This is a genomic window from Enterococcus sp. DIV1411a, assembly GCF_050531945.1.
Lineage (GTDB): Bacteria > Bacillota > Bacilli > Lactobacillales > Enterococcaceae > Enterococcus_B > Enterococcus_B faecium.
In genome coordinates this window covers 1,670,270-1,693,739 of record NZ_CP172892.1, presented here as the reverse complement: position 1 = coordinate 1,693,739, position 23,470 = coordinate 1,670,270, and the positions used below count along the sequence as shown (strand labels likewise).

The window sequence follows — 23,470 nt, the reverse complement described above, 5'->3', positions numbered from 1 at the left end:
AATAAATGAATCGAGTGGTAATTACTGGCTATGGAGTCACTTCACCTATTGGAAATGACGCAGACAGCTTTTTGAATAGCTTAAAAGAGGGTACGAATGGCATCGCACCGATCACTAAATTTGATGCTTCAGAAACAGGGATTACCTTAGCGGGCGAGGTCAAAGATTTTCCTTACGATAAATATTTTATTAAAAAAGATAGCAAACGAATGGATATGTTTTCAATCTATGGAATCTACGCTGCTTTAGAAGCAATGGAGATGAGCGGTTTAGATAAAGAAAAAATGAATCAAGACCGGTTTGGCGTCATCATCGGATCTGGGATCGGTGGTCTTCCAACAATCGAAAACCAAGTTATTCGTCTACATGAAAAAGGTGCAAAACGAGTTTCTCCAATGTTCGTGCCAATGGCGATTGCCAACATGGCAGCTGGAAATATTGCTTTGCGCGTAGGTGCAAAAGGTATTTGTACAGCTATCGTAACAGCTTGTGCTAGCGGAACGAATTCAATTGGGGAAGCATTCCGTAACATCAAACATGGCTATTCAGATGTCATTCTTGCTGGAGGAACAGAAGCAACGATTTGTGAGATGGGGATTGCTGGATTTGCAGCTTTAACAGCACTCTCAGAATCAACTGATCCTAATCGTGGTTCGATTCCGTTTGACGAAAATCGGAATGGTTTTGTGATGGGTGAAGGAGCAGGTGTTCTAGTTCTTGAATCTTTAGAACATGCACAAGCTCGCGGTGCCAAAATCTATGGAGAAATCGTTGGATACGGTGCAAACTGTGACGCTTACCATATGACAGCTCCTACTCCAGATGGTTCTGGTGCATCTAAAGCAATGAAGCTTGCGATGGAAGAAGCTGGTGTACAGCCGGAACAAGTCGGATATATCAATGCTCACGGAACAAGTACACCAGCCAATGACCAGGCAGAAGCAAAAGCAATCCAAATCGCATTAGGTGAAAATTTCAGAGATACTTACGTCAGCAGCACGAAATCGATGACTGGACATTTATTGGGAGCAGCCGGCGGGATCGAAGCCTTGGCAACTTTGCTGGCATTAGAACATCAATTTATCCCACCTACGATCAATGTAGAAAAACAAGATCCTGAGATTGACTTGACAGTTGTCAAAAACGAAAGCAAACCTGCAAGTTTTACTTATGCAATGAGTAATTCATTAGGGTTTGGCGGACATAATGCGGTTCTGTGCATGAAACGCTGGGAGGAATAATTTTGGATATCAATGAAATCAGAGAATTAGTCAGTCAATTTGATCAATCCTCGCTAACGGAATTCGATTTGCGTGAAGGTCAATTTGAATTGTATATGAATAAAAATAAAACAAGTCGAGGCATGAATATGGTTCAAACAAACGAAACGTTGCCAGTTTCGGAGCCAGTCAATGTCATACCTGAACAAGCAACAACTGCTCCAGAAACAATGAAAGAAAAAGAATCGGCAGTATTTGATGGAATCGAGGTTGTTTCGCCAATCGTGGGAATCGTTTATCTGCAACCGGCGCCCGACAAACCAGCTTTCAAAAAAGTAGGTGATCAAGTTGCCAAAGGAGAAGTTATCTGCATTATTGAAGCGATGAAACTAATGAATGAGATAACTAGTGAGGCCGACGGAGTAATCACAGAAATTCTTGTAGAAAACGAGTCAGTTGTTGAATATGGACAGCCACTCTTTAGGATCCAGCAAAAATAAGCAAAGCAGGAAAGAGGGAAATCAATGAACATACAAGAAATAAAAGAAATCATTCCACATCGTTATCCAATGCTTTTGATTGATCGAGTGGAAGAAATGGTTGAAGGAGAACGGATCGTTGCTAAGAAAAATGTAACGATCAATGAGCCCTTTTTTCAAGGACATTTTCCAGAAGAACCTGTTATGCCAGGGGTATTGATTGTTGAAGCAATGGCTCAAGCAGGAGCAGTTGCATTACTTTCTCTTGAACAATTCAAGGGAAAGACGGCTTATTTCGGCGGATTGGACAAAGCAAAATTCCGTAAGAAAGTTACACCGGGAGATACCTTATACCTTGAAGTTGAGATATTGAAAGTGAAAGCTTCAGCCGGAATAGGCAAAGGAATCGCTAAAGTAGACGGTAAAAAAGTAGCCGAAGCGGAATTAACCTTTATGATTGGATAGGTGAAATATGTTTTCTAAAGTATTGATAGCTAACCGCGGTGAAATCGCTGTACGTATCATTCGTGCATGCCGCGAACTAGGGATCCAAACCGTAGCGATATATTCAGAAGCAGATGCCGAAGCACTTCATACACAGTTAGCAGATGAAGCAATCTGCATTGGCCCGGCAAAAGCCGTTGATTCATATCTGAATGTTCAGGAAGTACTGAGCGCTGCAATCGTGACAAAAGCCGAAGCAATTCATCCAGGATTTGGTTTTTTATCTGAAAATAGCCGATTTGCCTCCATGTGTGAAGAGTGCAATATCACATTTATTGGTCCTAAAAGTGCAACGATCGATGCAATGGGAAATAAGATCAATGCGCGTCAATTGATGCAAGAAGCAAATGTCCCAGTCATTCCAGGAAGTACTGGTGTATTATCTACAGTAGAAGAAGCATTGGAAATAGCAGACATAATTGGTTATCCAGTGATGCTGAAAGCAGCTGCAGGTGGTGGCGGGAAAGGCATTCGGAAAGTTCAATCAAAAGAAGAGCTCCCACAGCATTTTTCTTCAGCTCAGCAAGAAGCAGCAGCGGCATTTGGAAATGATGATATGTATTTGGAAAAAATCATTTATCCTGCTCGCCATATAGAAGTTCAGATTTTAGGTGATCATTTTGGCAATGTCATTCATTTAGGAGAACGAGATTGTTCTTTGCAACGTAATAATCAAAAAGTACTGGAAGAATCTCCTTCTGTAGTGATCTCACAAACAAAAAGAGAAGCACTAGGAGACGCTGCTGTTCGAGCAGCTAAAGCAGTCAATTATGAAAATGCCGGAACGATCGAGTTTCTGATGGATGAAGAAGGCGATTTTTATTTCATGGAAATGAATACTCGAATCCAAGTGGAACATCCAGTAACAGAAATGGTCACAGGAATCGATTTAGTAAAAAAACAGGTGGAGATAGCAGCCGGCGAGCCTTTGAATGTGTGTCAAGAAGAAGTAGTATTCCAAGGACACGCAATCGAATGCCGGATTAATGCAGAAAATCCTGCTTTCCATTTTGCTCCTTCTCCAGGGAAGATCCAAAACTTACTGCTTCCAGCAGGTGGGATGGGACTGCGAGTAGACAGTGCAGTTTACCCGGGATATACGATCCCGCCATATTATGATTCAATGATTGCAAAAATAATCGTCCATGGAAATACGCGTTTTGAAGCATTAATGAAGATGCAGCGAGCCTTAAGTGAATTTATCACAGAAGGAATCATCACGAACGCAGAATTTCAGATGGATTTGATTAGTCATCCTGCAGTCATAGCAGGTGATTACAGCACAGCATTTTTACAAGAAGAATTTTTACCGAATTGGACACCAGAAACGGAGATAGGAGGCGCATAGATGGCTCTGTTTAAGAAAAAGAAATATATTCGGATCAATCCTAATAGAGAGAGCAAACCTGCTAACTCGCCATCTGTTCCTGATAACATGTGGGCAAAGTGTCCAAATTGCAAACATATCCTTTATACGAAAGACATCGGTGAAGAAAAAGTATGCCCTCATTGCGGATACGCTTTTCGAATCGGTGCATGGCAGCGTCTAGCTTTGATTATTGATGAAAAAAGTTTTGAAGAATGGGATACGGATCTTGTAACCAAAGATCCGCTAGCATTTCCCGAATATACGGAAAAAATTAAAAAGATGCAAGATAAAACAGGACTTCATGAAGCAGTCCTCACTGGTAAAGCAACCATTCAGGGGATTCCCTTCATTATTGGAGTGATGGATCCTAATTTTATCATGGGAAGTATGGGAACGATTGTCGGAGAAAAGATCACCAGATTATTCGAACGAGCAACAAAGGAAAGACTTCCAGTCGTCTTGTTCACAGCTTCAGGTGGTGCACGGATGCAAGAAGGAATCTTTTCTCTGATGCAGATGGCAAAAATCTCTGCTGCTGTCAAACGGCATAGTAATGAAGGTCTTTTTTATCTAACTGTTTTGACAGACCCGACGACCGGAGGAGTAACTGCCAGTTTTGCAATGGAAGGTGATATCATTTTAGCAGAACCCCAAAGCTTGATTGGTTTTGCTGGAAGACGTGTCATCGAACAGACGATCAAGCAGGAACTTCCAGAAGATTTCCAAAAGGCTGAATTCTTATTGTCTCATGGTTTTGTCGATCAGATTGTTCCCCGCATGGAATTAAAGCAGAAAATCCATACGCTTCTTGAATTGCATACACAGAAAGGATGGATAGATCGTGGATAAGACAGCACATGATGTCGTTCAGTTAGCAAGAGCTAAAGAACGATGGACAAGCTTGGATTTTTTTGAAGAGATCTTCGATTCTTTCGAGGAATGCCATGGTGATCGTTTATTTGCAGATGACGAAGCGATTGTTGGTGGAATCGCTCGATTAGATGGCAAACCGGTAACAGTGATCGGTATTCAAAAAGGACGGGATCTGCAGGAAAATATCCGCAGAAATTTTGGTTCTCCCCATCCTGAAGGCTATCGAAAAGCTTTACGACTGATGAAACAAGCGGAAAAGTTCAATAGACCGGTGATTACATTGATCAATACAGCAGGTGCATATTGCGGTGTAGGAGCAGAAGAGCGCGGCGAAGGAGAAGCTATTGCCAGAAATCTGCTCGAAATGTCTGATTTAAAGGTACCGATCATCGCCATCATCATTGGTGAAGGTGGAAGTGGCGGTGCCCTTGCTCTAGGTTTAGCGGATGAAGTCTGGATGCTGGAAGAAACGATTTATGCTGTGCTTTCTCCAGAAGGATTTGCGTCGATTTTGTGGAAAGACGGTAGTCGCGCCGCAGAAGCAGCTGAGTTGATGAAAATTACTGCGCCAGAACTACGCGAGTTAGGAATCGTTGATCGAGTTATTCCTGAAACGTTCAACGGCGAGCAGTTGCCACCATATAAAGTCGCACACATTATGAAAAAAGCGTTGATTGAAAGATTGACGGAACTTGTTCGATTCGACCAGCATGAATTACTGGAAAAACGGTACAAGAGGTTCCGCCAATATTAGGTGTTTAACAACTAAGCAAAGAGTAAAGAATGGTTCTTGCTCGCTTAGTTGTTTTTTGTTTCTAAATTTTTCTGTGATCAATCTTTATTTTTGGTCATTTTGTAAAGAAATGCTTTTTCTGAAAGACGAACGAGTATAGAGGTAGTTTTTTTTGCTGATATGCAGTATAATACGGGGTTGAGGAGTACTTTATGTGCTCCTTCATTTTTTGCAGATGAGGAGACAGCATGTTTTCAAATTACAAACCAACATGGATGGTAGAAGCCATCTATCAGATTACACCTGCCCAATTAAAGAATCTAGGCATCAAAGCAGTATTGACCGATTTAGACAATACGTTGATTGCATGGAATAATCCAGATGGAACAGAAGAGTTGCTTACTTGGATTTTAGAAATGAAAAATGCAGGAATCCCTGTTGTTGTTGTTTCAAACAATAATTCAAAACGTGTCGCGCGAGCGATTGAAAAATTTGATCTTTTGTATGTTGCACGAGCAATGAAACCTTTAGCAAGAGGGATCAACATAGCAAAGAAACAATTGGATTTAGCAGATGATGAGATAGTAATGGTAGGCGATCAGATTATGACTGATATACGTGGAGCCAATCGTGCAGGGATACGTAGCATCCTTGTAAAACCCATTATCGCAACAGATAGTTGGAAGACACAATTTAATCGTTTTTGGGAAAAAAGAATTATGGCCTATCTATTAGCAAAACACCCTGATATGGGCTGGCGAGGTGGAATCGAATGACAGAAGAATTACAATGTATCGGCTGTGGTGCCGTTATACAAACAAACAAACCCGGTGAATTAGGATACACGCCGCAAACGGCTTTGGAAAAAGGTTTAGCTTCCGGGGAAGTCTATTGTCAGCGTTGTTTCAGATTACGCCATTATAATGAGATCCAAGATGTCTCATTGACGGATGACGACTTTTTGCGCTTACTGAATGAATTAGGGCAAAAAGATGCATTGATCGTCAATGTGGTGGATATTTTTGACTTCAATGGTTCACTAATCCCAGGACTACACCGTTTTGTCGGTGACAATCCAGTACTTTTAGTTGGGAACAAAGTGGATATATTACCTAAATCATTGAAAAAAACTAAATTAACACAATGGATGAAGGAACGTGCTTACGAAGCAGGAATTCGTCCAGTAGATGTATTATTAACTAGTGCTAAGAAATCTCATGAGATGACGGAACTATTAGAAAAAATCGAAGAATACCGCGATGGACGGGATGTCTATATCGTCGGGGTAACAAATGTCGGAAAATCGACGCTTATCAATCAAATCATCAAAAATACAGCGGGAGTACAAGATGTAATCACAACTTCGCAGTTTCCAGGAACGACCTTGGATAAAATCGAGATTCCTTTAGATGACGGGCATTTTTTGATTGATACACCGGGAATTATCCATCGCCATCAAATGGCGCACTACTTAGGTAAAAAAGATTTGCGGATCATTGCACCGTTAAAAGAAATCAAACCTAAAGTTTATCAGCTGAATGAAGGGCAAACACTTTTCTTGGGCGGGCTTGCAAGATTTGATTTTATCAGCGGCAATCGTGCTTCATTTATTGCTTATGTGTCGAATGATGTTAATATTCATCGAACAAAACTGGAAAAAGCAGACGAATTTTATCAAAAACACGTAGGTGGGTTATTGCAGCCGCCTCGTCCTAATGAAGTCGAGGAATTTCCCGAGCTTGTTCGTTTTGAATTTTCCGTGAAAGAAAAAACAGACATCGTTTTTGCCGGTCTAGGCTGGATCACCGTAACAGCACCAGCAGTAATTGCTGGCTGGGCGCCAAAGGGTGTAGATGTCTTGAAGCGAAAAGCATTGATTTAAGGAAGAAGGAAAATTATGAGTTTAAGAGGAAAACAAAAGCGTTTTTTACGTAGCCAAGCGCATCATCTTCAGCCGATTTTTCAAATCGGAAAAGGTGGGATCAATTCAGCAATGATCGTTCAAATTGAAGAAGCTTTAGAAAAAAGAGAACTGATCAAAGTATCGTTACTTCAAAATACAGATGAGATTGCAGAAGAAGCAGCTCAAGTATTAGAAAAAGAAATAGATTGCGAAATCGTCCAAATCATTGGACGTGTTATCGTATTATACAAACCTTCCACAAAAGAAAAGTATCAAAGGCTATCAAAAGAAGTAAAAGCAATATAAGGAGTGACCATGATGAATACGCAAGCTAAGACATTTGTTCGTTCACAATTATTTCCTGAAGAAATGCCTCAATTCTTAGAGAGGAAAAAGCAAGTAGGGATCTTGGGCGGAACATTTAATCCCGTTCACCTTGCACATTTAGTGATGGCTGAACAAGCTGGCCGGAATTTAGGTCTTGACCGCGTATTTTTGATGCCTTCTTATCAGCCACCTCATGTTGATGAGAAACAGACGATTGATGCAAAACATCGACTCAACATGTTGGAATTAGCTGTGGAAGACAATCCTTTTTTGCAGATTGAAACGATTGAATTAGCTCGTGGTGGGAAAAGTTACACCTATGATACTATGAAAGAATTGACGCAAAACAATCCGGATACAGATTATTACTTTATTATCGGTGGGGATATGGTAGAATATTTGCCAAAATGGTATAAAATCGATGAGCTGACTTCTATGGTCAACTTTGTGGGTATACGTCGACCAGGATACACAACGGATACTCCATATCCTGTAATTTGGGTAGATGTACCTGAGATCGACATCAGTTCCACGAAAATACGTCAAAAGATCAAAGAAGGCTGTTCTATCCGCTACCTTGTTCCAGATAAAGTAATTGATTATATTCAAAATGAAGGGTTGTATGAATATGGACTATAGTAATGAATATACTGCTTATTCTAGAGAAAACCTGATGCAAAAAATACAGATGAGAATGAGCGAACAACGCTTCAAGCATGTGCTTGGAGTAGAAGAAACAGCCGTGGCTCTTGCCAAAAAATACGGTGCTTCTCCTGAAAAAGCTAGTATTGCTGCATTGACACATGATTATGCAAAAGAACGACCAGATGAGGAGTTCAAAATGGTAATCGTAAGAGACGGTTTTGATCCAGAGTTATTGAATTATAATAATGCAATCTGGCATGGTCTTGTTGGCGCTTCGTTTGTAGAGCGGGAATTAGGAATCATCGATGCAGAGATTCTTCATGCAATCCGGGTGCATACGACTGGGGCTGCTAAGATGAGTCTCCTTGACAAAATCATTTATGTAGCAGACTATATTGAACCAGGTCGAGATTTTCCTGGGGTACAAGATGCACGAGCCATTGCATGGGCTGATCTAGACGAAGCTGTAGCATTTGAAACAAAACATACATTGGCCCATTTGCTTGCGCAAGAACAACAGATTTATCCAAAAACAATCGAAACATATAATTACTGGGTAGCAAAAAAATAAGCTGCTCATATTAGGAGGAAATCATCATAGATAGTAAAGAACAATTAAAAATTGCGGTTGAAGCAGCAGATTCAAAACGGGCAGAAGACATTATCGCTTTAGACGTTCGAAATGTTTCCTTGTTGGCAGATTATTTCATGATCTGTTCAGCAAATAGCGAACGTCAAATCAACGCAATTACAGAAGAAATCATTGATAAAGAAGAAGAAAACAAATATGAAGTAAAACGTATTGAAGGAAAAGAAGGCGGAAAATGGGTATTGATCGATCTTGGAGATTTGATCGTACATGTTTTCCATGCGCCAGAACGAAGTTTCTATAATCTGGAAAAACTATGGTCAGATGCTCCGCTAGTCGATCTTAGTGAATGGTTGGATTAACATATGGCTTATGAAACATTTGCTTTCATTTACGATGAAGTGATGGACGAAACACTTTATCAGCAATGGCTAGCTTTTTCGAAACGTCATTTACAAGAAGACACAAAAAATATTTTGGAACTGGCATGCGGTACTGGAGCATTAGCGGTTGCCTTTGCAAAAGATGGATATAAAGTGACAGGGTTAGACCTTTCAGAAGAGATGTTGATGATTGCCAGCCAGCGAGCATATGAAGAAGACGCATCGATCCAATTTGTGGAAGGCAATATGCTCGATTTATCAGAAATCGGACAATATCAGGCAATTACCTGTTTTTCTGATTCGCTGTGCTATATGAAAAATAGACAAGAGGTACAGCAAGTGTTTGATGAAGTCTATCAAGCGTTAGAAGAAAATGGCCGATTTTTATTTGACGTACACTCCACCTATCAAGTAGATGAGGTTTTTCCAGAATATAGCTATCATTATCAAGGGGATAATTTTGCTTTTTTGTGGGATAGTTATCCAGGAAGCGAGAAACACAGCATCGAACATTTTCTTACCTTTTTCGTTGAAGAACAAGAAGGATCTGGTCGATTTATTCGTGAAGATGAACTACATCAAGAGCGTACCTATCCATTGGAAAGTTATTTAAGAATGCTGGAAAACAGCGGCTTTTCGAAAGTCGAAGCATTTTCTGATTTTACAGACGAAGCAGCATCAGAGAAATCAAAGCGCTGGTTCTTTGTAGCATACAAAGACTAGCGGTTTTGCCTGCTCGAGTTAACAAGAAAAGAATAAATATTCAACATAAATTATATATCCGAACGATATAGGCATTGCTCTTGCAGTGCAGCTTTTCGTCGCAGAAGTATTGTGTTTGCGAGAATAGTTTATATAGTTCGGGTATTTTTTCCGATTTTTGCCTTTTTTTACTTGTCTCTATTTCTTTTTTATCGATAACTATGAAGGAGGATGCGCATGAAAAGCTGCGGGATTATCGTAGAGTACAATCCTTTTCACAATGGACATCGCTATCATGTGGAAATGGCACGAAAAACAACAGGAGCAGAGGTCGTCATTGCTGTAATGAGCGGGAATTTTTTGCAACGAGGCGAACCGGCTATCATCGATAAATGGCATCGCGCGAATGAAGCTTTACAAAATGGTGTGGATTTAGTAGTGGAGCTTCCCGTCGAATGGGCGGTTCAGTCAGCTGACTATTTTGCTAAAGGTGCAGTAAAAATCTTGCAAACACTGGACTGTGACAGTTTGTGTTTTGGAACAGAAGAAGAGACTTCGTTTGATTACAGCAGTTTCGGACGCTTTGTCCAAGAGAATCAAGATAGGATAGAAGAGGCATTTCAAGAACTGTCTGATCAAACGTATAGTTATCCGCAAAAAATGACTGAGGTTTTTCGCAGTCTGTATCCCGATATTGTGCTTGATTTTTCTTCGCCAAATCATATCTTGGGATTAAGTTATGCAAAGGAAAATGCCAAGTATGTCCACCCTATGGAATTACATCCGATCCGACGTAAAAGTGCAGGCTATCATGAAAAAATCATCACAGATCAGACGATAGCCAGTGCAACAGCCATTCGCCATGCGTTAGAAGAAGGAAAAAGGATAGCTGGACTTGTGCCGCCTCAGACAGAAGAAGATCTTTCAACTTGTTCGCTGCAGACTTGGGAATCTTATTGGCCGTATTTGCGTTATCGGTTGTTATCTTCTACTTTGCTGGAACTGACAGATATCTATCAGATGACCGAAGGAATAGAATCGCGCATGAAAACAGCAGCTGCAACTGCTGATAGTTTTGAGGATTTTGTGTCAAAGGTAAAAACAAAAAGATATACATGGACACGGATCCAACGATTATCTTGTTATGTCTTGCTGAATATCAAAAAGCAAGAGATTCCTGTCCAACAAAATAAAAATTATCTTCGACTACTTGGATTTACCGATGTTGGAAGAAGATTCTTAAAAGAAAAAAAAGAGATTTCTATTTATTCCCGAATCGGAAAAAAAGAGGCACAAGAAGCGGAACTGTTAGTTAGAAGTGATCAAATCTATCAATTGGGAGGCAATATTCCGGAACAGAATTTCGGGCAAATCCCAATCCGAGTATAGATAATTGACTAAAAATGAGAAGAATGAAGGAAGAAAGAAAAAAAGCTTCACAGAATCGTGATTCACAAGTATAATGGAACAGGACGTTTTTGCGTTATGAAACTATCAAATCAGAAAGCGAAGTGAAAATATGGGACGTAAATGGGCAAATATCGTAGCAAAGAAAACTGCTAAAGATGCTAATAATAGCCGGATTTATGCAAAATTTGGGATTGAAATCTACGCGGCAGCAAAATCAGGTGATCCTGATCCGCATGCAAACCAAAAACTACGTTTCGTCATTGATCGCGCTAAAACTTATAATGTACCAAAACATATTATTGACCGAGCAATCGAAAAAGCAAAAGGTGCAGGAGATGAAACATACTCTGAATTGCGCTATGAAGGATTTGGACCAAGCGGCTCAATGGTGATTGTTGATACATTGACGAACAATGTGAATCGAACAGCAGCAGACGTACGGGCAGCATTTGGGAAAAATGGCGGGAACATGGGTGTTTCCGGAGCGGTTTCTTACATGTTTGACAATACAGCAATCTTTGCTTTTGCAGGAGAAGACGCTGACGAGATCCTTGAATACCTAATGGAAAAAGACATCGATGTTCGCGATGTAATGGAAGAAGAAGGACAAATCATCGTTTACGGTGAAGTAGCGGATTTCCATAGTATACAAGAAGCATTAAAAGAAAAAGGAATCACTGATTTTTCAATCGCTGAGATCCAAATGATCCCTCAAAACGAGGTAACACTATCTCCAGAAGATCAAGAAACATTTGAAAAAATGATTGATGCACTGGAAGATCTAGAAGATGTACAGCATGTGTTCCATAATGTGGCATTAGAAGACTAAGCAACCAGTTTTAACGAAAAGTATTCAGTCTTTTTCGAAAAGCAAGACAATCTCACTAACAGATTGTCTTGCTTTTTTGTGTGATTTATTTTCTTTTCTAATTCAACCTGTGGTATGATGAGAGCATAAGTATCATGTGAAATGATATGAAGTATGTGGAAGATGGACGGGGAAGAATATGGAAGCAAAAATCACTTTAGAACCTTTTGAACGTATCTTAAGCGGTTACCGCAAAGTAGAAGAGTTAGCTGTGAACGTAACTGATTGTTCAAAATTAGCGCAAAAATACGCAAGATTCGGCGTTGAAGGCTATCGATTAGGAAACTATGTCGGTACAGGGTATCTGAACCGTTATTTAGAGTGTATGGTGGACCGCGCACCAATGCTGATTTATAGACAAAAATATTTGATTCCGCTGCTTTTTCGTCGTTCTGATTCAGCCTTTCGGTTATTTGAAGAAGAGTATCGGATGGAGGCTTTCTTTCTACTATTAGAGTGGAGCTTGAAGCATCGTCCTGAAAAAATTCTTATCGAAAGAAATGAGAAGATAGACACGAAAAAAAATAAAGTGATCGATAGTGCATACCTAGCATTTCGTGTATCAGAGATTTTGGATTGTGGCGGCTATCCAATCAGCAATTTCCAATCAATTGACCAATTCATTGAATGGAATCGAATTTACCGATTGATCGACAATGGCGGGATTGGCCGTCATAGCAAGGTATTTGACCCAGAATATCCAGAAAACATGGAAGAACTGAAAATGATTATTTCGCTTGTCAAATTAAAATATCCTGAAACAGATTTGGATTTATATATAGAATAAATGACCTTAAATGATTGAATTACTTTTTCTGCAATTATTATTGTAAATAAAAAGACAACTGCTAACATTAATGATAGCAGTTGTCTTTTTACTTACAGTACTTTTTTCTCATAAGATGAAATATCCATATTGTTTAACAAAGGACTTTCATTATTGGAGGTAAAAAGGGTCAATTCATGCATCGCACGTGTACACATGGTGTAAAGGATCAATTTGTCTTGCTGAGAAGAAAAATGTTCTGCATCTACATCCCACAAGAAAACTCGGTCAAACTCCAGACCTTTTGCTAAAAAGGCTGGAAGTAAAATAATGGAACGCTTCATAAAGTCACTCTCATTTAAAATCAGCTGGACTTGTTGTTTCAACTCGTCTGGCAGTTGAGCATAAAGAGCTTCGCATTCTTCTTGTGTTTTAGCTATGATTGCTGTACGCCAATACCGGGCTTTTCCCTGAGTCGTTCGAATGGCATCTGCTAACCAATTCAATTTGATATCATCTGTTGTTCCTTGGATGAGCAAAGGAAGGTCTCCTTTTCTTGCTGTTGTTTCTACTTGATGTTCTTTTGCAATAAAATGATTAGCAAAATCAGTGATTTCTTTTGTGGAGCGATAGCTTGTCGTTAATTGGAAACGAGTGACTTCACGGTCCACGAAAAGGTCTTCCAATGATCCAACGATCGTTTCATTTCCAAAGACATTTTGATTTAGATCTCCACAGAAAGTCAAATTTACTTTTGGGAACAAGGCTTGCAGCAATGCCACTTGTGATGGTGCGAAATCCTGCATTTCATCAATAAAGATATAGCGAGCTTTGTGTGTAACCGTCACTGGATATGTTCGGCGCATCAGTAAAAAGAATAGTACAGCATCCTCTTGACGCAATTCTCTTTGACGCAAGTGTGTACGAACAGTTGTCAAATGTTCCTGCCATCTGGTCTCGCTGATTTTATGTCGTGTTAGAAGAGAAAGTGGCACAGTTTGTAGAAAGTGGAGATATTGTTTCGTTATATTGACAAATTGATAATTCATGATCCCTCGATGGATTCGACGGAATCTTTTACGTACGATTTGGTTGGCCAGTTTTTTACGTAATGAACGCTCCTTTTGTTCTGTATATTCAAGATTTGGATCTGTTGCGTATAGTTCTTGGAGCTGTTCTTCCGCTAGATCTTTGACCCATTGCTGACGTGTTTCGTCTTTTTGCAGACCGCCTAATTTTTTCAGGAGCTTCGTTTGTAATAGAGAGAGTCTATGATGTAAAGGTAATTGTTCATTTGTTTCTTTATACCATTGGCGAATCGATTCCTTTGATAGGATCGTACGGCCATTTATTTTCATATCACGGAACAAGGGACCGTAGTTTGTGATGCCTTGGATATAGCGATCAATCTGATCGACTAAGGTCAATCCGCTTTTCATCACTTGTATCGGATCTTTTTCCCCTAGCAAAAAACCACTTTCTTGTTGTTGTTCATCTAGTAAAGAAAACTCTGGCAGCAGCTGCACCAAATAATTTTTGAATGTCTGTGTAGGCACGCCGCTTTCACCTAATGAAGGCAATACAGTCGAGATGTAATCAGAAAATAAATGGTTGGGTGAAAATAGAAGAACGTTTTCAGCCTCTAGCCACTTGCGATTATGATACAACAGAAAAGCAATACGTTGAAGCAAAGCGGATGTCTTTCCACTTCCGGCGATTCCTTCAATCAGCATTACTTTACTTGTTGTGTCCCGAATGATTGCATTTTGTGCTTTTTGTATCGTAGAGACGATGTTTTTCATATGGTTGCTTGATGATTCATCCAATATCTCTAGCAAAAAGTCATCATTGATTACTTCCGACGTATCTACCATAGATAAAATACGTCCTTCTTGGATTTTAAATTGTCGTTTCAACTGCAGATCGACATCTATTCTATCTGTTTCAGTTTCATAAAATGCGGGACCAATCTCACCTTCATAATAAAGATTGGCAATTGGTGCGCGCCAGTCAATAACGATTGTTTCTTCTGCCAAATCTCTTAAAGAAGCGATACCTAGATATAATGTTTCTGTTTCACGGTCTTCTTTAAAGTCGATACGGGCAAAATAAGGACTATCTTTCATGACAGACAACGTTTGCAGGCGTTTTTGCTGTGCTTCAAGAGTATGGTATTTCAAAAGCAATTCCTGCTCATGTTGGCGATATTCAACAGCAGATTCATAAAAAGCTTCATTGGAACCAGCTCGAATCTTGTGATTAGCTGTGTCTTTTGTCGAATGATTCATTTCCTGAGTCAATTCTTGTTGTTTTGTATCCAGCATATTTTGTTCGATCTGGATTAGTTCGATCGTTTCATCCACGTGCGTTTGTTCTAGTTGTTTCTCATTCATCGCATGTTTGCTCCTTCCGCCGTAAATAACGAATTAAAAGTATAGCATAGTTTTTCGAAAAAAGGTACTTTTTAACTGATGAATCGAAAAAGTCATCCTTGCTGAATATTTTTGTTTGTAGAACTGATGAATTTTGGAAACGCTGATAGTGATAGTTGTTTTCAATTAAGACCTATTGTTTTAAAAAGTGCTAGTCAAGGACTATGCTTAAGATGAAAGAGGCAGCTGGAAATTTATTACTAACCTCTCTAAGTCACATAAAAGAGGAGAAAAAACAATGACACATTTCAAAAAATTTTTACTTACTTTGCTTATTGGTGGAATAGCTTTATTAAGTGAATTTGTTTTTCACCAGCCGGCCCTTGCATTTGCGATTGTCGCATTTACTGGAGGGATTCTCGCCTTCTTGATGTTTTTGGAAATGATCAAGACGTTACGTTCAGGAAGATATGGCGTAGATGTATTAGCGATTACCGCAATCCTTGCAACATTAGCCGTCAAAGAATACTGGGCTAGTTTGATGATATTGATCATGCTTACGGGCGGAGATAGTCTAGAGGATTACGCGAATAAACGAGCGGGTAAAGAACTCCAGTCTTTGTTAGATAACACCCCAAGAATTGCCCATCGATTCAAAGAAGGAAATTTGCAGGATATAGTGATCGATGAAATAAATATTGATGACCAGTTACTAGTCAAACCTGGCGAACTTGTACCTGCAGATGGTCGAGTGATCAAAGGAGAATCTTCGGTCGATGAATCTTCTTTGACAGGTGAGTCCCGCCCGGAAACCAAGAAACCTGGAGATCAGATTATGTCAGGGTCTTTAAATGGAGACGGATCGATCCAAATGATCGCTGAAAAACGTGCCGCAGACAGCCAGTATCAAATGATTATTAAACTAGTCGAAGAATCAAAAGAAAAGCCTGCCCGATTTGTCCGTTTAGCTGATCGTTATGCAGTCCCTTTCACGTTGATTGCTTATTTGATCGGTGGTATTTCTTGGTGGTTCTCAAAAGACCCTTTACGATTTGCTGAGGTACTGGTAGTGGCATCACCTTGTCCACTGATTCTAGCTGCGCCCATTGCTTTAGTTGCAGGAATGAGCCGTTCAAGTAAAAACGGGATCGTTGTAAAAACTGGAACAACGATTGAAAAGCTCGCACGTACAAAAACGATTGCTTTTGATAAAACAGGAACGCTTACCAAAGGGGTATTGGAAGTAGAGGCGATTCAGCCAGTCAATGGAATAAAAAAAGAAGAGCTACTTCTGTATGCAGCTAGTGCAGAACAGGAATCTAGCCATATCTTAGCTCGTTCGTTAGTGAACAACGTGAAAAACAGCCAACTGTATCCTGTTAGTCAACTGAAAGAAGTGACCGGTCAAGGAATCCAAGCAGTAGTCAATAATCATGAAGTAAAGATTGGACGTGCCTCTTTTGTTTCAGCTGAAGAAATAGAAACGTCCAATACAGCAATCTATGTAACAATTGATCGATCTTTTGCAGGAACGATCCTATTTTCGGATCAGATTCGCCCAGAAGCAGCAAAGACAATCAAGGAGCTAAGAAAACTTGATGTGAAAAATTTGATGATGATCACCGGGGATGGATCTGCCATTGCTCAAACGATTGCAGAAAAAGTCCAATTAGATTCTGTACATGCCCGTAGCTTGCCTCAAGATAAACTGACCATTTTAGAAAGTATCCCTAAAGATCAAAGACCTGTTGCGATGGTAGGAGACGGCGTAAATGACGCTCCAGCACTTGCTGCTGCAGATATCGGTATTGCAATGGGGGCTCATGGTTCTACAGCTGCTAGTGAAAGTGCAGATGCGGTCATCTTGAAAGATGATCTCTTGCGTGTAGCAAAAGCAGTAGTGATTTCAAGAGATACGATGAGAATAGCTAAACAGTCTGTACTGATTGGCATCTTTATTTGTATTTTTTTGATGTTAATTGCAAGTACGGGACTAATCCCCGCATTATTCGGAGCTGTTTTGCAAGAAGTCGTGGATACGGTCTCTATTTTGAGTGCCTTGAGAGCAAAAAAAGATCCAGCCATTTTTCCTGATTCAGTACCCAAGACAAACATAGTATGATAGAATCGAGTTGAAAAAAGAACGATCAGAAAGAGGAGAGAGCATTATGCCATTCGTACATGTCGAATTAGTAGAAGGTCGCAGTCCGGAACAATTAGAAAATATGATGAAAGATATCACGGAAGCTGTTCATAAAAACACGCAGGCACCAAAAGAACACATCCATGTCATCATCAATGAGATGAAAAAAGGAACATACGGTGTAAATGGGGAATGGAAAAAATAAGTTTAGTTTCCCACTTGATTTTTCTATTTATTAGTGGTTAAATAAACACATAATTGATTGATGAGAAAGCCAACTGAATTTGAGAGTCTTCGATAAGAGAGGAAAAGCTAGGCTGAAACTTTTCCAGGAGAAAACCAAAGGATGACCACTTTCGAAACCCTTGTTGAAGCAAGGGCGGTCGGACCGTTACAACGCTTGAGGAACGCATTTGCGTTTGAACATTAGGTGGAACCACGAACTTTTCGTCCTAGTATCTCTTTTCAAGAGATGCTAGGATTTTTTTGTTTTTCAGCTTGATGATCTGATCAATCAAAACATTTCAAGGAGGAAACTATTATGATAAAAATTACTTTTCCAGATAGTGCAGTCAAAGAATTTGAGTCTGGAACAACAACATTGGCAATTGCTGAAAGCATTTCAAAAAGCTTAGCAAAAAAAGCTTTAGCTGGTAAAGTGAACGGCAAACTCGTTGATTTGACTCGTCCAATCGAGGAAGATGCAAGTATTGAGATCATCACACCAGACCATGAAGATGCACTTGGCTTAGTCCGTCATTCAGCAGCTCATTTGATGGCCCAAGCCATGCGTCGCCTCTATCCAAATATCCACTTTGGCGTTGGACCAGCTATCGATTCAGGGTTTTACTACGATACAGATAATGGACAAAACCAAGTAACTGCAGAAGATTTGCCAGCAATTGAAGCAGAAATGATGAAAATCGTCAAAGAAAATCTGCCAATCGAACGCCGTGTTCTTTCAAAACAGGAAGCATTAGAAATTTTTGCAAGTGATCCGTACAAAGTAGAACTGATTAGTGAATTGCCAGAAGAAGAAGTGATTACTGCTTATCAACAAGGCGAATTCATCGATTTGTGCCGTGGACCACATGTTCCATCCACTGGCCGTATACAAGTATTCAAATTATTATCAGTGGCAGGTGCTTATTGGCGTGGAAACTCAAACAATCAAATGATGCAACGTGTATATGGGACAGCCTTTTTTGACAAGAAAGCTTTGAAAGAATATATCCGTCTCCGTGAAGAAGCAAAAGAAAGAGACCATCGTAAACTAGGAAAAGAACTTGACTTGTTCATGGTTTCCCCAGAAGTAGGTTCTGGTTTGCCATTCTGGCTTCCAAAAGGGGCAACAATCCGACGCACGATCGAACGTTATATCGTAGACAAAGAAGTTAGTCTAGGTTACCAACATGTATATACACCAATAATGGGAGATGTTGAGTTGTACAAAACATCTGGACACTGGGATCATTATCAAGAAGACATGTTCCCGCCAATGGATATGGGAGATGGCGAAATGCTTGTTCTTCGTCCAATGAACTGCCCTCATCACATGATGGTCTACAAAAACACGATCCATTCTTATCGTGAATTACCAATTCGTATCGCTGAATTAGGAATGATGCATCGCTATGAAAAATCAGGTGCTTTGTCAGGTTTACAACGTGTACGAGAAATGACGTTGAATGATGGTCATACATTTGTTCGTCCTGATCAAATCAAAGATGAATTTAAACGTACGCTTGAATTGATGGTGGCAGTATATGCTGACTTCAATATTACAGATTATCGTTTCCGCTTGAGCTATCGCGATCCAAACAATACAGATAAATATTTTGATGATGACGCAATGTGGGAAAAAGCCCAAGCAATGCTGAAAGCCGCTATGGATGAATTAGAATTAGATTACTTTGAAGCAGAAGGCGAAGCAGCCTTTTACGGACCAAAACTAGATGTTCAAGTCAAAACAGCTCTTGGTACAGAAGAAACATTATCAACTATACAATTAGACTTCTTATTGCCAGAGCGCTTTGATTTGACATATGTTGGAGAAGACGGGGAAAATACGCATCGTCCAGTAGTTATCCACCGCGGAATCGTTTCTACAATGGAACGTTTTGTCGCTTATTTAACAGAAGTATACAAAGGCGCTTTTCCAACATGGTTGGCACCTATACAAGCAACAATCATCCCTGTTTCTGTTGATGCACATGGCGATTATGCTTATGAAATCAAAGAACGCTTGCAAATGAAGGGTTTGCGTGTAGAAGTTGATGATCGTAATGAAAAAATGGGCTATAAGATACGTGCCTCTCAAACACAAAAGATCCCTTACCAATTAGTTGTTGGAGACAAGGAATTGGAAGATGCAACAGTAAATGTACGTCGTTATGGAAGTAAAGAAACAGCTGTAGAAGATTTGAATATCTTTATTGATGCTATGGAAGCAGAAGTCAAAAATTACAGCAGAGAAAACTAATAGGTAAATTTCCTGTAAAAAAGTAGTAGATAGAAAACAATCCGAACAATAGATAACAGGTATTCCTCAAAGACACAGATGCTCAATAGAATCTGTGGGATTGATGGAATAAGATATTCTGTTGGGCGGATTGTTTTTTTGTTTTTTTATCCAGTATACGACCGTGAATAAGGGTCTGATATGGTATACTTACATAGACTATCATTAAAAGGGTGGAGGAACTTATGAGCGTAATTAGTCGTATTGAAAGTATGATGGAAGATTATTCCTCAGCAGAAAAAAAGTTGGCCAACTACATTATCGGTAATATTGAGAAGGTCCCTACAATGACAGCTAATGAATTAGCAGAAGCTTCCGGGGTGAGTGCGCCGACAGTTGTACGTTTTTCCAAAAAAATCGGTTTTCAAAGTCTGACGGACTTCAAAATCACGATTTCAACAGAACTACAGACTGGAATCGATGAAGGTTTTAGTGATATAGAAGCAAATGAGTCCTTTTACTCTATCAAAAACAAACTTGGTAACAATGCACAAGTAGCGATAAAAGAAACAGTAGATATTCTAGAAGAAGAAACGATCCAAAAAGTCGTAGAGTGTTTGGAATCGGCAGAGACTGTTTTTTTATATGGGGTTGGCGCCTCTTCTTTAGTAGTAGAAGATATTCTGCAAAAATGGTCTCGTGTCGGTAAGCCAATCATTTTTGAAAAAGATATCCACGTTTTGCTCCCGCAACTTGTCAGCAATGAGAAAAAGAAAGTGCTTTGGCTTGTTTCAAACTCAGGTAGAAGTGCAGATGTAGTCGCATTAGCCGAGCTGGCGAAAAGCATGAATATCGAAATCATTGCGTTGACGCAATTTGGAAATAACCCGCTTAGCAAGATAGCCGATGTACTCGTACAAACATCTAGACCAAAAGAAATCACGAATCGAAGTGCGGCAACTAATTCACTTTTGGCCCAATTTGCTACGATCGATATCATTTTTTATTTCTATATGGCTAAAAACGAAAAGCTTAGCGAAAAAGTGAAAAAAACACGAGAAGCAATCCAAGAATATTTTATGGATTCGAAATAAAAACCTTACTATTTTTTATATAAGTTTTTTAGAATAACAAAACGTAGTTTTCCACAAATAAATGACCCACCAAAGTGTTTCACGACTTAAGAAAACATAATTTTCAAAAATAAGTTTATTTTTTAATGAAAAAAATAGTTGAATATGTAACTTTAAGTGATTACTGTGAAACAAAAAGTTGATTTTATCTTGAAATTAGGTAAAGAATTTCTTGCTCCGCCCATTTTTTCTTTTTTATTAAGAAGTTTTTGGGTACAATGAAGCATGAATGTAAATAGGCGGAAGGATAGGAAATGATGAAAGATTTTATGAAAAAAATATTAAATACTTCTTGGTTAGAAAAAATAAGAAAAGGTGCACAAGAACCTAAGAACAAAACGTTTCGCCGGTCCCATGTTCCTTTTCGCTTAAATTTTCTTTTTTTCATTATATTTACGTTATTTGTTGCGTTGATTGCTAGATTGGGTTATTTGCAGATCGTGAACGGCGAAGAGATGGAGGCGCGAGTGAAGTCTACTTCTACGATTACGGTCCAAGAAAGTACTCCTCGCGGAATGATCTACGACTCCACAGGAAAAGCTTTAGTCACGAATAAAGCGAATCAGGCCATCACATATACGAGAGGAACACAAGTTACGGCTAAAGATTTGCTTGAAATCGCAACGAAGTTGAACTCGCTGATCGATGTTCCGGTAGATGAAAATCTGACAGATAGAGATAAAAAAGATTTTTGGCTGGCTGACCCCAAACATTTGAAAGAAGCCACAAAAAGACTTTCGGCAAAAGAAAAGCAATTAGGGAACAGCGAACAATATAGTGCGATGGTCAATAAAGTCACAGCTGATGAGATTAATTTAAACGAGGAGCAATTAAAAATTGCTACCATCTTTAAACGGATGAATAGTGCATATGAATTAAACACTGTCTATATCAAAAACTCTGGTGTTACTGATCAAGAGTTAGCTGTTGTGGCAGAACGCGCTTCTGAACTTCCAGGAGTTTCGACTGGCACAGACTGGACACGAGAATATAATGCAGCAAGTTCACTGAAAAGTATTCTTGGCAGTGTGACGACTGAAAAGCAAGGACTTCCAGCAGATGAAGCAGAGAAATACCTAGCAAAAGGTTATTCTCGGAATGACCGTGTAGGACAAAGTTATTTGGAAAAACAATATGAAGATGTCCTGCAAGGAACCAAAACCCAATATGAAGTTTCCCTTGATAATGAAGGAAATGTTTCGAATCAAAAAGAAATCTTCTCTGGGGAAAAAGGTTCTAATTTAATGTTATCTATGAATGCAGAATTCCAATCAAAAGTAGAAGAAATTTTGAAAAGGAATTATCAAACATTGATCAACAACGGCAAAGCACAGTATTCGCCCGGTGCTTATGCAGTGGCTATGAATCCTCAGACAGGAGAAGTGCTAGCAATGACTGGTTTCAGTCATGAACAAGGTTCCAAAGAAATCACCGAGAATGCTTTAGGCACGATTACTAGCGCCTTTGCTCCAGGGTCTGTAGTCAAGGCTGGTACTTTGACAGCAGGCTGGGCAAGTAACGCGATCAGCGGAAATCAAGTTTTGATTGATGAGCCGATTCGTCTGCAAGGTGCTTCAGAAAAAAGCTCTGTCTTTAATCGAAGCGGACAAGTTGCTCTTGATGCAGTCAAAGCATTGGAATTGTCTTCTAATACGTATATGATCAAAGTGGCGTTAAAGATGTTAGGACTAGACTATACACCTGGAATGGGACTACCTAGTTTAGATGAAGAAGCTAAAGCTTATCAGCAATTGAGAGACTCTTTCAAAGAGTTTGGTCTTGGTACAACGACTGGAATCGATTTGCCGAATGAATCTCCTGGGATCTCACGTTCTGTTGATTATATGAAGAAGTTCAATGCGGATAATGGCAAAGAATGGTATACTCCAGGTAACTTTACCGATTTGGCATTTGGACAGTTTGACACATATACACCAATCCAATTAGCTCAATATGCTTCAACAGTCGCTAATGGCGGGAAACGAGTACAGCCGCACCTAGTCAAAGCGATCTATGGCAATGACGAAAATGGAAACTTGGGTGAAGTGAAGAAAGAAATTGGCACAACAGTAGAAAATACGGTCAATATTTCTGCAGAAAATATGGCGATCCTCCGTGAAGGATTCCACCAAGTTGTCCATGGTACCGATCCTTACACAACAGCCAAACCATTAGCCAGTGCGAAAATGGACCTTTCCGCAAAAACAGGGACTGCAGAAACGGTTGCGGAAGGTCATCCAGATATTACGACAGTCAATAGTAATATCGTGGCATACGGACCAACAGACAATCCGGAAATTGCCATCAGTGTTGTCTTGCCGAACTTATTAGACGAACAAGACCACATGAACTTGACGATTGCTAAAGAAATAATGGACGCGTATTATGATATGTTCATGGCAAAATAAAAAAGAGGTCGTGAAAAAGCCGCTTAGTTTCGAGTATGAAGAAAAATTTTGTGAAAATAGCTTCTCACATTTTTGCTTAAATTTGACTTCATACCGAGAAACTGGCTTTTGAACACCGTTTAAGGAAGAGGTTGTGAAATCAGCGCCCTGACCTGAGTATTAGAGAAACAAAACGGAAAAAT

General features: G+C 39.6%; 22 protein-coding genes. 21 read left to right on the top strand and 1 reads right to left on the bottom strand.

What is annotated here, in order from left to right:
- Nucleotides 1–5: 5 nt before the first annotated feature.
- From fabF to IGJ87_RS08105, 16 genes are all read left to right on the top strand, one after another.
- The gene (gene fabF / locus IGJ87_RS08180; protein ID WP_002287619.1) at nucleotides 6–1,241 is read left to right on the top strand and encodes a beta-ketoacyl-ACP synthase II; all 1,236 of its coding nucleotides are present in this window, start codon (nucleotides 6–8) and stop codon (nucleotides 1,239–1,241) included.
- Nucleotides 1,242–1,243: 2 nt separating this feature from the next.
- Nucleotides 1,244–1,720, top strand: a complete 477-nt coding sequence (gene accB / locus IGJ87_RS08175) for an acetyl-CoA carboxylase biotin carboxyl carrier protein (RefSeq protein WP_002290844.1) — start codon at nucleotides 1,244–1,246, stop codon at nucleotides 1,718–1,720.
- Nucleotides 1,721–1,744: 24 nt separating this feature from the next.
- The gene (gene fabZ, locus IGJ87_RS08170) at nucleotides 1,745–2,164 is read left to right on the top strand and encodes a 3-hydroxyacyl-ACP dehydratase FabZ (RefSeq protein WP_002287621.1); all 420 of its coding nucleotides are present in this window, start codon (nucleotides 1,745–1,747) and stop codon (nucleotides 2,162–2,164) included.
- A 7-nt stretch (nucleotides 2,165–2,171) separates the two neighbouring features.
- Complete coding sequence (locus tag IGJ87_RS08165) at nucleotides 2,172–3,551, top strand: acetyl-CoA carboxylase biotin carboxylase subunit (protein ID WP_430609125.1); 1,380 nt, start codon at nucleotides 2,172–2,174, stop codon at nucleotides 3,549–3,551.
- Nucleotides 3,552–4,421: an acetyl-CoA carboxylase, carboxyltransferase subunit beta gene (gene accD, locus IGJ87_RS08160; RefSeq protein ID WP_002290846.1), complete on the top strand. Its 870-nt coding sequence runs from the start codon at nucleotides 3,552–3,554 to the stop codon at nucleotides 4,419–4,421. It abuts the gene before it with no gap.
- Entirely contained in the window at nucleotides 4,414–5,199 is a 786-nt protein-coding gene (locus tag IGJ87_RS08155) for an acetyl-CoA carboxylase carboxyl transferase subunit alpha (protein WP_002343529.1), read from the top strand. Before accD ends, IGJ87_RS08155 begins: the two co-directional genes overlap by 8 nt.
- Before the next feature lie 227 nt (nucleotides 5,200–5,426).
- Entirely contained in the window at nucleotides 5,427–5,954 is a 528-nt protein-coding gene (locus IGJ87_RS08150; protein WP_002287626.1) for a YqeG family HAD IIIA-type phosphatase, read from the top strand.
- Nucleotides 5,951–7,060, top strand: coding sequence for a ribosome biogenesis GTPase YqeH (yqeH, locus tag IGJ87_RS08145; protein ID WP_002290850.1), 1,110 nt, complete (start codon nucleotides 5,951–5,953; stop codon nucleotides 7,058–7,060). Before IGJ87_RS08150 ends, yqeH begins: the two co-directional genes overlap by 4 nt.
- A 15-nt stretch (nucleotides 7,061–7,075) precedes the next feature.
- Nucleotides 7,076–7,387 carry a ribosome assembly RNA-binding protein YhbY gene (gene yhbY / locus IGJ87_RS08140; RefSeq protein WP_002290852.1) on the top strand — a complete coding sequence of 104 codons (312 nt, stop codon included), beginning with the start codon at nucleotides 7,076–7,078 and terminating at the stop codon, nucleotides 7,385–7,387.
- 9 nt (nucleotides 7,388–7,396) lie between these two features.
- On the top strand, nucleotides 7,397–8,047 hold the full coding sequence (locus IGJ87_RS08135; RefSeq protein WP_002326075.1) for a nicotinate-nucleotide adenylyltransferase: 651 nt from the start codon (nucleotides 7,397–7,399) through the stop codon (nucleotides 8,045–8,047).
- On the top strand, nucleotides 8,031–8,624 hold the full coding sequence (gene yqeK / locus IGJ87_RS08130) for a bis(5'-nucleosyl)-tetraphosphatase (symmetrical) YqeK (protein WP_002326076.1): 594 nt from the start codon (nucleotides 8,031–8,033) through the stop codon (nucleotides 8,622–8,624). Before IGJ87_RS08135 ends, yqeK begins: the two co-directional genes overlap by 17 nt.
- Before the next feature lie 20 nt (nucleotides 8,625–8,644).
- Nucleotides 8,645–9,004: a ribosome silencing factor gene (gene rsfS / locus IGJ87_RS08125; RefSeq protein WP_370531476.1), complete on the top strand. Its 360-nt coding sequence runs from the start codon at nucleotides 8,645–8,647 to the stop codon at nucleotides 9,002–9,004.
- Between the two features lie 3 nt (nucleotides 9,005–9,007).
- The gene (locus IGJ87_RS08120; RefSeq protein ID WP_002287639.1) at nucleotides 9,008–9,748 is read left to right on the top strand and encodes a class I SAM-dependent DNA methyltransferase; all 741 of its coding nucleotides are present in this window, start codon (nucleotides 9,008–9,010) and stop codon (nucleotides 9,746–9,748) included.
- Nucleotides 9,749–9,964: 216 nt separating this feature from the next.
- Nucleotides 9,965–11,116: a nucleotidyltransferase gene (locus IGJ87_RS08115; RefSeq protein WP_002324388.1), complete on the top strand. Its 1,152-nt coding sequence runs from the start codon at nucleotides 9,965–9,967 to the stop codon at nucleotides 11,114–11,116.
- A gap of 130 nt (nucleotides 11,117–11,246) precedes the next feature.
- Entirely contained in the window at nucleotides 11,247–11,966 is a 720-nt protein-coding gene (locus IGJ87_RS08110; protein ID WP_002287641.1) for a YebC/PmpR family DNA-binding transcriptional regulator, read from the top strand.
- A gap of 178 nt (nucleotides 11,967–12,144) precedes the next feature.
- Nucleotides 12,145–12,792, top strand: coding sequence for a hypothetical protein (locus tag IGJ87_RS08105; protein WP_002319388.1), 648 nt, complete (start codon nucleotides 12,145–12,147; stop codon nucleotides 12,790–12,792).
- A 92-nt stretch (nucleotides 12,793–12,884) separates the two neighbouring features.
- On the opposite strand, the gene helD is transcribed toward IGJ87_RS08105, so the two are convergent.
- Entirely contained in the window at nucleotides 12,885–15,164 is a 2,280-nt protein-coding gene (gene helD, locus IGJ87_RS08100) for an RNA polymerase recycling motor HelD (RefSeq protein WP_104770845.1), read from the bottom strand.
- 277 nt (nucleotides 15,165–15,441) lie between these two features.
- Between helD and IGJ87_RS08095 the strand changes: the two genes are divergently transcribed.
- The 5 genes from IGJ87_RS08095 to IGJ87_RS08075 all read left to right on the top strand — a co-directional run bounded on the left by IGJ87_RS08095 (nucleotide 15,442) and on the right by IGJ87_RS08075 (nucleotide 23,288).
- A complete protein-coding gene (locus IGJ87_RS08095; protein WP_002327143.1) occupies nucleotides 15,442–17,265 on the top strand; it encodes a heavy metal translocating P-type ATPase in 1,824 nt (607 codons plus the stop codon).
- A 46-nt stretch (nucleotides 17,266–17,311) separates the two neighbouring features.
- On the top strand, nucleotides 17,312–17,491 hold the full coding sequence (locus IGJ87_RS08090; protein ID WP_002287649.1) for a 2-hydroxymuconate tautomerase: 180 nt from the start codon (nucleotides 17,312–17,314) through the stop codon (nucleotides 17,489–17,491).
- A 336-nt stretch (nucleotides 17,492–17,827) separates the two neighbouring features.
- A complete protein-coding gene (thrS, locus tag IGJ87_RS08085; protein ID WP_002326078.1) occupies nucleotides 17,828–19,768 on the top strand; it encodes a threonine--tRNA ligase in 1,941 nt (646 codons plus the stop codon).
- A 224-nt stretch (nucleotides 19,769–19,992) separates the two neighbouring features.
- Nucleotides 19,993–20,841, top strand: a complete 849-nt coding sequence (locus IGJ87_RS08080; RefSeq protein ID WP_002326079.1) for a MurR/RpiR family transcriptional regulator — start codon at nucleotides 19,993–19,995, stop codon at nucleotides 20,839–20,841.
- A 293-nt stretch (nucleotides 20,842–21,134) separates the two neighbouring features.
- Nucleotides 21,135–23,288 carry a peptidoglycan D,D-transpeptidase FtsI family protein gene (locus tag IGJ87_RS08075; protein WP_002287654.1) on the top strand — a complete coding sequence of 718 codons (2,154 nt, stop codon included), beginning with the start codon at nucleotides 21,135–21,137 and terminating at the stop codon, nucleotides 23,286–23,288.
- Nucleotides 23,289–23,470 lie beyond the last annotated feature (182 nt).